The sequence below is a fragment of the Cupriavidus sp. MPR-AND1C genome (genome assembly GCF_058809705.1).
This window is the reverse complement of the sequence record NZ_JBXASU010000156.1, coordinates 2,314-10,231: the sequence shown is the minus strand read 5'-3', so window position 1 is coordinate 10,231 and position 7,918 is coordinate 2,314. Positions and strand designations below refer to the sequence as shown.

At 63.7% G+C, this 7,918-nt stretch carries 7 protein-coding genes and 3 tRNA genes; 8 read left to right on the top strand and 2 right to left on the bottom strand.

What is annotated here, in order from left to right; all coding sequences use genetic code 11:
- Window position 1: 1 nt before the first annotated feature.
- The 4 genes from AC1RWI_RS37100 (at window position 2) to AC1RWI_RS37085 (ending at window position 3,876) form a co-directional block, all read left to right on the top strand.
- A tRNA-Gly gene (locus tag AC1RWI_RS37100) sits at window positions 2–77 on the top strand.
- Between the two features lie 104 nt (window positions 78–181).
- Window positions 182–255 (top strand) — tRNA-Cys (locus tag AC1RWI_RS37095).
- 439 nt (window positions 256–694) lie between these two features.
- A complete protein-coding gene (locus tag AC1RWI_RS37090; RefSeq protein ID WP_492870789.1) occupies window positions 695–2,239 on the top strand; it encodes a methyl-accepting chemotaxis protein in 1,545 nt (514 codons plus the stop codon).
- Window positions 2,240–2,637: 398 nt separating this feature from the next.
- Complete coding sequence (locus AC1RWI_RS37085) at window positions 2,638–3,876, top strand: cation:proton antiporter domain-containing protein (RefSeq protein WP_082054901.1); 1,239 nt, start codon at window positions 2,638–2,640, stop codon at window positions 3,874–3,876.
- 27 nt (window positions 3,877–3,903) lie between these two features.
- Here the strand turns inward: AC1RWI_RS37085 and AC1RWI_RS37080 are convergent, their stop codons facing one another.
- Entirely contained in the window at window positions 3,904–4,809 is a 906-nt protein-coding gene (locus AC1RWI_RS37080) for a LysR family transcriptional regulator (RefSeq protein ID WP_492870788.1), read from the bottom strand.
- 124 nt (window positions 4,810–4,933) lie between these two features.
- Between AC1RWI_RS37080 and AC1RWI_RS37075 the strand changes: the two genes are divergently transcribed.
- Window positions 4,934–6,037 carry a YeiH family protein gene (locus AC1RWI_RS37075; RefSeq protein ID WP_043347829.1) on the top strand — a complete coding sequence of 368 codons (1,104 nt, stop codon included), beginning with the start codon at window positions 4,934–4,936 and terminating at the stop codon, window positions 6,035–6,037.
- Window positions 6,038–6,085: 48 nt separating this feature from the next.
- Here the strand turns inward: AC1RWI_RS37075 and AC1RWI_RS37070 are convergent.
- Window positions 6,086–6,172 (bottom strand) — tRNA-Leu (locus tag AC1RWI_RS37070).
- 208 nt (window positions 6,173–6,380) lie between these two features.
- On the opposite strand from AC1RWI_RS37070, the gene AC1RWI_RS37065 reads away from it, so the two are divergent.
- From AC1RWI_RS37065 to AC1RWI_RS37055, 3 genes are all read left to right on the top strand, one after another.
- Window positions 6,381–6,707, top strand: a complete 327-nt coding sequence (locus tag AC1RWI_RS37065; protein ID WP_043347826.1) for a hypothetical protein — start codon at window positions 6,381–6,383, stop codon at window positions 6,705–6,707.
- A gap of 282 nt (window positions 6,708–6,989) precedes the next feature.
- The gene (locus tag AC1RWI_RS37060; RefSeq protein ID WP_043347823.1) at window positions 6,990–7,247 is read left to right on the top strand and encodes a hypothetical protein; all 258 of its coding nucleotides are present in this window, start codon (window positions 6,990–6,992) and stop codon (window positions 7,245–7,247) included.
- A 197-nt stretch (window positions 7,248–7,444) separates the two neighbouring features.
- Window positions 7,445–7,852, top strand: a complete 408-nt coding sequence (locus AC1RWI_RS37055; RefSeq protein ID WP_006158644.1) for a heme-binding protein — start codon at window positions 7,445–7,447, stop codon at window positions 7,850–7,852.
- The last annotated feature ends 66 nt before the right edge of the window (window positions 7,853–7,918 follow it).

The window sequence follows — 7,918 nt, the reverse complement described above, 5'->3', positions numbered from 1 at the left end:
TGCGGGAGTAGCTCAGTTGGTAGAGCGCAACCTTGCCAAGGTTGAGGTCGCGAGTTCGAGCCTCGTCTCCCGCTCCAATCCCAAAGGGAAGCACCGCTTCCCTTTTTGTTTGTGATGGTAGTGCGCAAGCGCGGCCCGGCAGGGTCTGGCGAATGCGGCTACAATCCAGCAGCCGTCACCCGGCGGGGTGGCAGAGTGGTCATGCAGCGGCCTGCAAAGCCGTGTACGCCGGTTCGATTCCGACCCCCGCCTCCAAGATAGTCAAGCACAGAGCGCTACCCTAACCGGTGGCGCTTTTTGCTTTCTGGCGATCCGTTCACCACCGGTGCCATCTGCACCAACGTTCCCCTCCTCCTTCCCCTCCTTCTTCCCCCTCTTTTTTTCCCTCAAATTTCCGCCAGAGCGTGAGTCCCGGCTGTCTTTTTGTCGTTTATCCTCTTCTATTTTTAGGACAAGTCCTAATATCGTCGCTTATTTTTGTTTTATTTCCCAATTTTGCTTCAGCTATTCCAGCGGCTGCCGTAAAGGCGGAGTGAGGGTCGTCCAAAAGATGACTCGCCGGATTTCGAGACTGTTGCAAGCGCGCTTCCAAAACTGACTGCCTGACCCCGTTCCCGTTGCCCACGGGCGTCATTTCATCGTCCACCTCTATTGGAGAAGCGGTGCGCGCCCTCGCGCGCGCCGACATTGCGCCATGAACATCACTCAACGCCTGTTAGGCACCTTGTCGCTGGCCCTGCTTGCCCTGCTTGCAGTCGGAGTCGGCGGCATCTGGCAACTCCGCGAGTCGCAGGAGCGTTTTACCTACTTCAACGACAACACGCTCGCCAGCGTGCGCACGCTGAGCGACCTGCGCGATACCGTCAGTACCATGCGCCTGTCGCTCTACCACTATGCCTTGTCCCCGGAGGCGAGCGGCCGCTCGGAGGCGGTGGCCGCTTTGTCGAAGGCGGACGAGGCTTTCGACGCCACAGTCGCGCACTACGAGCGCACCGATCTTTCCGATGAGACCGACCGCAAGATGCTGGATGCGGATCGCGCCGCGATCAAGCAGTATCGCGCGGAGCGGGGGCGCTTCCTGGAGCGGTCTGCCGCCGGCGACGCCGACGGTGCGCGGGGCATGCTGATAGGGGGGTCGCTCTTTGTCGCGGTCAAGGCGCTGCGCACCGCCATCAACGAGCACGTGGCGTACAACGCGGGCCTGGGCGAGAAACTGGTTTCGAGCAACGCGAAGGCGTACACGCTAGCCTTGGCGTTCTTTTCGGCAATTATTGCCTGCGGCTTTGTTGTCACGGGCGCAATGGGCTATTCGCTCTATCGGCACATTCATGTCAGCCTGGCGGAGATCGAGCAGACCTTGCACTATGTGAGCAAGTCGCTGGACCTCGAGCGTCGCGCTTCGGTGCGCAATGGGGATGAGATCGGGCGCACGGCGGTTGCCTTTAATCAATTGATCGAGCGCGTAGCATCGGCGCTGCGTGAAGTCCGCATGTCGACCGATTCCGTGAGCACGGCTGCCCGCCAGATTGCGGCAGGCAATGCTGACCTGTCCACGCGCACCGAGCAGCAGGCTGCGTCGCTGGAGCAGTCAGCAGCCAGCATGGAGGAACTGACCGCGACGGTGCGGCAAAATGCCGACAATGCACACCAGGCCAGCAGCCTGGCGAATTCTGCCGCCGATGTGGCCGAGTACGGCAGCACGGCCGTGCAGCAGGTGGTGGAGACGATGGGCGCAATCAGCACCAGTTCCACCCGTATCGCGGAGATTACGACCTTGATCGAAGGCATCGCCTTCCAGACCAATATCCTGGCGCTCAACGCTGCGGTCGAAGCTGCGCGCGCTGGCGAGCAGGGCCGTGGCTTTGCGGTCGTGGCCGGCGAGGTGCGCAGCCTGGCCCAGCGGTCGTCCAGCGCGGCGAAGGAAATCAAGGACTTGATCGACACCTCGGTCGACACGGTCAGGCAAGGCTCGGCGCAGGCCGAGGATGCGGGCAAGACCATGGGCGAGATTCGTCAGGCCGTGCGCCGCGTGTCCGACATCATCGGGGAGATTGCCGCAGCCTCGCGCGAGCAAAGCACCGGGATCGAGCAAGTCAATCAGGCCGTCGGGCACATGGACCAGGCCACGCAGCAGAACGCGGCGTTGGTGGAGCAGGCGGCAGCGGCTGCGCAATCGCTGGAAGAGCAGGCCGACAAGCTGCGCGAGACCGTGGCAACGTTCCAGTTGGCCGGGCGGTAGGACTTCAGGGCGGTAGGATCAGGGCGACGGGATGGCAGGGCGGCGGCGCGCTTCCGCGATGATGGCGGCGCATCCTGCCCCGATTCCGCGCTTTGCCTTTGTGGTGATCGTGTTACATTCCATGTTGTAGTCTTCACGGGGCGTTCAGGGCATATCCTGACCTGAACAGCGTGCCATCGTCGTCCGCTTGGACTCATGCCGCGCTTTTCGCCTCCAGGCTGCTGTAAAACTCCCGTTCCCGTTTCCCTCAATCAGTGCGGTACCTCTCGGCCTGTGTCCGGCGTTCAACGCCGCAGCGCGGCCCGGAGGTCGCTTTGTGGTCCCCGCCTACGGCCGCTGGGGGCGGGCGGGTTGTCCAGTCACCGCCGCCATGGCCAAGCACGAGGAACCCAGAACGCATGCATCACGCTACCCCGCTCATCAGCACCATCGTCGGCGGTCTCGTCCTGGCGTTTATATTGGGTGCGCTGGCCAACCGGCTCAAGCTCCCACCGCTGATCGGATACTTGTGCGCGGGCATCGTGGTCGGCCCGTATACGCCGGGCTACACCGCGGACCAGGCGCTGGCGCCGGAACTGGCGGAGCTTGGCGTGATTCTGCTGATGTTCGGGGTTGGCTTGCATTTTTCGCTCAAAGACCTGATGGCGGTGAAAACGATCGCCATTCCGGGAGCGGTGGTACAGATCGGCATCGCGACCTTGCTCGGGATGGGCGCGGCCTGGGGCTTCGGCTGGGAATGGGGCCCAGGCCTGGTCTTCGGGCTGGCACTTTCGGTGGCGAGCACCGTGGTATTGCTCAAGGCGTTGCAGGAGCGCGAGCTGGTGGAGTCGCCTCAGGGCCGGATCGCGGTGGGCTGGCTGATCGTGGAAGACCTGGCCATGGTGCTGACGCTGGTGCTGCTGCCGGCGCTGGCTGGCCTGCTCACGCCGTCCGCAGACGGCGCGGCGTCAGGCGCGGCCGCACCGGACTCGGGCGACATCGTGTTCGCCGTGTTCGCTACCCTGGGCAAGGTGGCGGCCTTCGTCGCTGTGATGCTGGTGATTGGCCGTCGCTTTATTCCCTGGATGCTGGAGCGCATCGTCTGGACCGGGAGCCGTGAACTGTTCCGTCTGGCGGTGTTGGCAACGGCGCTCGGCGTGGCCTTTGGCGCGTACTCGCTGTTCGGCGTGTCGTTTGCGCTCGGTGCATTTTTTGCCGGCATGGTGCTGGCGGAGTCTGAGTTCAGTCACCGCGCGGCGGAGGAGTCGCTGCCCCTGCGCGATGCGTTCGCGGTGCTGTTCTTTGTTTCGGTCGGCATGCTGTTCAACCCGATGGTGCTGATCAACGACCCCTGGGGCGTGCTGGCCACGCTGTTCATCATCGTGGTGGGCAAATCGCTTGCTGCACTTTGCATCGTTCGGGTGTTCGGGCATTCCACCCGTACCGGCATGACCATCGCGGTCAGCCTGGCCCAGATCGGCGAGTTCTCCTTCATCCTCGCGGGCCTCGGTGTCTATCTGAAGATCCTGCCCGAGCGGGGCCACGCCCTGATCCTGGCTGGCGCGCTGCTGTCCATCGTGCTAAATCCGTTGCTGTTCCACCTGCTCGATCGCTATACCGCCAAGCATGCAGGCGAAGCGGATCCCCATCCCGCATGAGCGCGGGCATGCAGCGGCCTGTGCAGTTCACTGGCTGGTTGCCGCGGCATCGCGGCGAAGATACTCCGTAAAGGCCAGCAGGCCCTGCGTAGGGTACTTGTCCTGGTGAACCACGAGGTGCAGTGGCCTCACCACGTCGGGCAGGCCATCGCGCAGCGCCACCAGAGTGCCGCGCTGCAATTCGTCTTCCACCACCTGCAGCGACAGGCAGCTCACTCCATAGCCGCTCATCACGGCACGCTTGATGGCTTCGGAGTTGCCCAACTCCAGCGCGAAGCGCAACTCGCCCAGCAGTGGCGCCAGCCGTTGTTCGATGATCTCGCGCGTGCCCGAGCCGGGTTCACGCACGACCCAGTCGGCGTCGCGCAAGGCGGCCAGATTGCCAGGGTAGCTTGCGAGCGGGTGTGACGGGCTGACCACCACCACCATCACATCGTCCCGCCAGTGGGCGCTGCGCAGGTCGCGCTCGTGGCATGTGCCCTCGATCAGCCCGATATCCGCCTCGAAATGCAGCAATGCCTGCAGGACCTCGCGCGTGTTGCCGATGCGCATGTCCAGCGCACAGGGGCCACTCTGCACATGCCGAAAACCCGCGAGCAGCCCCGGCAGGATATAGCTGCCGATAGTGTTGCTGGCGGCAATGCGCAGTTGCACCCCGGGTTGCACGGTGAAGCGCTCGAGTTCCTGTGCCTGGTCCAGCAGCGACAGCGCGCGCGGAAAAAACAGCCGGCCGGTCTCATTGATGCTCAGTCGACGCGCCACCCGGTCAAAGAGGGAGCCGCCCAGCGTGGCCTCCAGATCCGCCAGCGCGGCGCTGACCGCGGATTGCGACATGGCCAGCGCATCGGCCGCAGCCACGGTGCTGCCGTGCTGCGCCACCGCGACGAAAACGGAGAGTTGGCGCAGGGTGAGGCGGAGTGGGCGATGGCTCATATCTGTAAAACAGGTAATGTATAACGATATTACCTGTTTTACAGATTTACGCCAGCTAAGTACGCTTCGAGCATATTCAATATGCGCCCCGAAGCCCTCCGGCATTACGGGCAGGACCCCCGCCATGTCTTCCATTCAATCGTCCGCAGTTGCCAATCTCGGCACCGAACCTCCTTCGTGGCCGACCCGGGTCTTGACGCTGGTGCCACTGGGTTTCATCGCCTGGCTGGCCATGGTGTTCTCGGCGCACCCGGCGGTCTCGCGCCTCGGCATGAGCGCGCTGACGCTGGCCATGTTCGCCGGCATGGTGGCCGGCAATACGCTGCCGCAACGCTGGCTCATCCCGCTCGCGCCGGGCATGCAGCTGGCGCGCCAGCAACTGCTGCGCTTCGGCGTGGCGTTGTATGGCCTGCGCCTCACCTTTGGCGCCATCGCCGACCTGGGCCTGGCAGGCGTGCTGGTGCCGCTGGCCATGCTGGTCTCGACCATGCTGCTGGGGATCTGGATCGGCTCTTCGCTGCTGGGACTAAGCCGCCGGGAAGCGATTCTCGTCAGCGCGGGCAGCGCCGTATGTGGCGCCGCGGCGGCCATCGCGGTGGCTTCGGTGGTGCGCACCGATGACCGCCAGACGGCCGTGGCCGTGGCCACGGTGGTATTGTTCGGCACGGCCGGCATGCTGCTGTATCCCTATCTGTTTGAGCTGGCCACGCAGCACTGGCACCTTGCCATCAGCGAGCGCACGTTTGGCATCTACACCGGTGCCACGCTGCACGAAGTGGCACAGGTCATTGCCTCGGGCAAGATGGTCAGCGACGCCACCGCGGATGCCGCCGTGGTGACCAAGATGGTGCGCGTGCTGGCGCTGGGCCCGCTGTTGCTGGTGCTGGCGCTGTGGCCGAAGGCCGGCATCGGGCTTGCGGAAGACGGCAAAGGCGAGAACGCGGCAGGCGGGCGTCCGTGGGGTGCCATTCTGAAGGCGATCCCGTGGTTTGCGGTGGGTTTCGTGGCGGTGATGGCCGTGCATTCGGCGGGCCTTGTCCCCCAGGACTGGAAGCCGGCCCTGCTGGCCTTCGATAACTGGCTGCTTGCCTGCGCGATGCTCGCAATTGGCTTGCACACCCGCATTGGCACCTTGCTGCGCGCCGGGCGCAAGCCCCTGGTGCTGGCAGGCCTGCTGTTTGTGTTCCTGGTGTGCGGCGGCGCGCTGCTGTGCGCAGCGGTGGCCTGAGCGCGCAAAGCCGGGGGAGGGGAGCGTGGATGCTGGGAGGGTAGATGCTGGTGCGGCCGACGGGGGTCGAACCCGTAAGCCCGTAAAGGCGGCAGATTTTAAGTCTGCTGAGTCTACCAATTTCTCCACGGCCGCACGGCAAGCCCGATATTGTGGTCGGTTGCGCGCGGTGATGCAAGCTCCGCGCGGGATTCGCGCCGTAGGCAGCCAAGTGAGCCGAGGCAACGTCTTTATGTGTCGGTTGTTACTCCTGGTAACAATGTAACGTTCTCGGTTTCACCTGCAATTTCCCAGGAACCTACAATACCTCTTATCGAATAACGCATTGCAAGAGGCTAGGATCATGAAACGTTGGTGGCTCGCAGGACTCGCTTTGCTTGGGGCGCTGGCATCCGGTGCGGCAATGGCCCATGTGAGCGTTGGCGTGGCGATTGGGGTGCCTGGCGTTGTGGTCGGCGGCCCGGCGTACTATCCGCCGCCAGCCTATATTGCCGCTCCGCCCGTGGTCATGGCGCCTGCACCTGTCTACTATGGCCCGCCACCGGTCATCGTGCGGCCGGCTCCGGTCTACTACGGTCCGGGGCCGGGTTATTACGGCCCGCGCTACTACGGCCGCGGCTACTATGGGCGGGGTTACTACGGCCCGGGACATGGACGCCACTGGCGATAAGCATGAACGACCTGCCTCGCGCAGGCTGGCGAAAGGGGCCCTGCGGGGCCCTTTCGTTTTTCAGGCGCAGCCCTGGGAGGCAAACTGTAGGCGGCAATCCGGACAAGGTTCCATAGTTATCAGTGGGGTCAAAAAATTTGAAGAGACAGGTCAAACCGGCTCTCATATCCTTATTAGGGTTTTCACCTATACTGACGCTGTGACGCCGTGATGACAAGATTCCGCAATGCTTCGTCATCCAGCGCCCCTCCAGCACGACCTAATTCCCAAGAGGATCCGCCCATGAAGATCAAAAACAACCTGGTGGCGATCGCAGCCCTGACCGCCCTCTCCGCACTCTCCGCTTCCGCCTTTGCAGCCGGTATCGCCAAGGCAGACCCTTACACCGATGGCGCCAAGATCGGCAAGGTTGATCCCTACACCGATGGTGCCAAGCTTGGCAAGGTTGACCCGTACACCGACGGCGCGCGCAAGGTGGATCCGTTCACCGACGGCGCCAAGGTTGGCGATCGCCGCGACCAGTTCAGCGACGGAGCCTGAGTTTGCCGGACACAAGCCTGCGGCCCTGAGGGCTGCGGCCGTCCGCATCCAGCAACGCTCGTGAATCATCAAAGGACCCGCCTCGAGCGGGTCTTTTGCTTTTTGCGGGCAGGTGCCAGGACGGTGGCGGCATGGTCATGCCAAGGGCCGTGGCGCTATACTTCCGGCTCACTGAAATGATCTTCGAGGAGAGTGGTATGCAGCAAAAAACCGTGCTGACGGCAGATGATGTGAAGAAGGTACTGGCCGCAGCCGAGCTGGAAGCCAAGAATCACCAATGGGCGGTTTCGATTGCCATCGTGGACGATGGTGGTCACCTGCTGGCATTGCAGCGCCTGGACGGTGCTGCACCGATCTCGAGCTACATCGCGACCGAAAAGGCACGTACGTCGTCGCTGGGCCGTCGCGAGTCCAAGGTTTACGAAGACATGATCAACAACGGCCGTCACTCTTTCATGACCGCACCGGTGCTGCAAGGCATGCTGGAAGGTGGTGTGCCTATCGTGGTCAATGACCAGGTAGTGGGTGCGGTTGGCGTGTCGGGCGTGAAGTCGACCGAAGACGCACAGATCGCGCGTGCGGGTATTGCCGCCCTGGGCGTCTGATACTCGCCTGCAAACAGAGGCGGCCGTGGGGGGGGGGGGGGGGGGGGGGGGGGGGGGGGGGGGGGG

What these genes read in the sequence shown, in the direction of transcription:
- AC1RWI_RS37090 (WP_492870789.1), top strand. Translation starts at nt 695, where the DNA reads ATGAACATCACTCAACGCCTGTTAGGCACCTTGTCGCTGGCCCTGCTT.
- AC1RWI_RS37055 (WP_006158644.1), top strand. Translation starts at nt 7,445, where the DNA reads ATGCAGCAAAAAACCGTGCTGACGGCAGATGATGTGAAGAAGGTACTG.
- AC1RWI_RS37065 (WP_043347826.1), top strand. Translation starts at nt 6,381, where the DNA reads ATGAAACGTTGGTGGCTCGCAGGACTCGCTTTGCTTGGGGCGCTGGCA.
- AC1RWI_RS37085 (WP_082054901.1), top strand. Translation starts at nt 2,638, where the DNA reads ATGCATCACGCTACCCCGCTCATCAGCACCATCGTCGGCGGTCTCGTC.
- AC1RWI_RS37060 (WP_043347823.1), top strand. Translation starts at nt 6,990, where the DNA reads ATGAAGATCAAAAACAACCTGGTGGCGATCGCAGCCCTGACCGCCCTC.
- AC1RWI_RS37075 (WP_043347829.1), top strand. Translation starts at nt 4,934, where the DNA reads ATGTCTTCCATTCAATCGTCCGCAGTTGCCAATCTCGGCACCGAACCT.
- AC1RWI_RS37080 (WP_492870788.1), bottom strand. Translation starts at nt 4,809, where the DNA reads ATGAGCCATCGCCCACTCCGCCTCACCCTGCGCCAACTCTCCGTTTTC.